The sequence below is a fragment of the Paenibacillus sp. IHBB 3054 genome (assembly GCF_051594305.1).
GTDB lineage: Bacteria > Bacillota > Bacilli > Paenibacillales > Paenibacillaceae > Paenibacillus_AQ.
Map to the genome: position 1 here is coordinate 1 of NZ_JBOFBG010000141.1, position 691 is coordinate 691.

A 691-nucleotide genomic window follows, 5' to 3' on the forward strand; every position below is an offset into this window, starting at 1 on the left:
TCCGGCAGCGCCTTGCGGTCGACCTTGCCGTTAGGGCTGAGCGGCAGCTTCTCCAGCTCCACAAAATAGGACGGGATCATGTAATCCGGCAGCTGTGCCGCCAGGTGCGCACGTAGTTCTGCAACCGGAACAGCTTCATCACTTAGGAGATACGCACACAAGTACGCCTGCCCTTGCTCGTCCTCGCGGGCCATAACCACCGCTTCGCGGATATGCGCATGCGCCAGAAGCCGCGTCTCGATCTCCCCGCACTCGATCCGGTAGCCGCGGATCTTCACTTGATGGTCGATCCGGCCCAAGTACTCCAGGTTGCCGTCCGGCAGCCATCTCGCCAAATCCCCGGTCCGGTACATCCGCGTCCCCGGCTCGAACGGATTGTCTACGAATTTCTCCGCTGTCAATTCCGGCCGGTTGAGGTAACCCCGCGCCAGACCATCCCCCGCGATACACAGTTCACCCGCGACGCCCATCGGCTGCAGCTGCCGGTTGTCACTCACAATGTACAGCTGCGTATTGGCGATCGGCACCCCGATCGGCACCGCTGCTTCCGCAAAGGTCGAAGCACTATCGTAATACGTGACATCGACCGTGGCCTCCGTCGGCCCGTACAGGTTGTGAAGAGTTGCTCCGCTCCCCTCCATTAACTTGTAGAAGCCTGTCACATGCTGCGGCTTCAACGCTTCCCTGCTGC

The 691-nt window shown here is 60.9% G+C and carries 1 protein-coding gene; it reads right to left on the reverse strand.

Annotation, left to right across the window (positions count from 1 at the left end):
• A partial coding sequence (locus ACQ76X_RS36115) for an AMP-binding protein (protein WP_438498696.1) occupies positions 1 to 691 on the reverse strand: 691 nt, incomplete at both ends.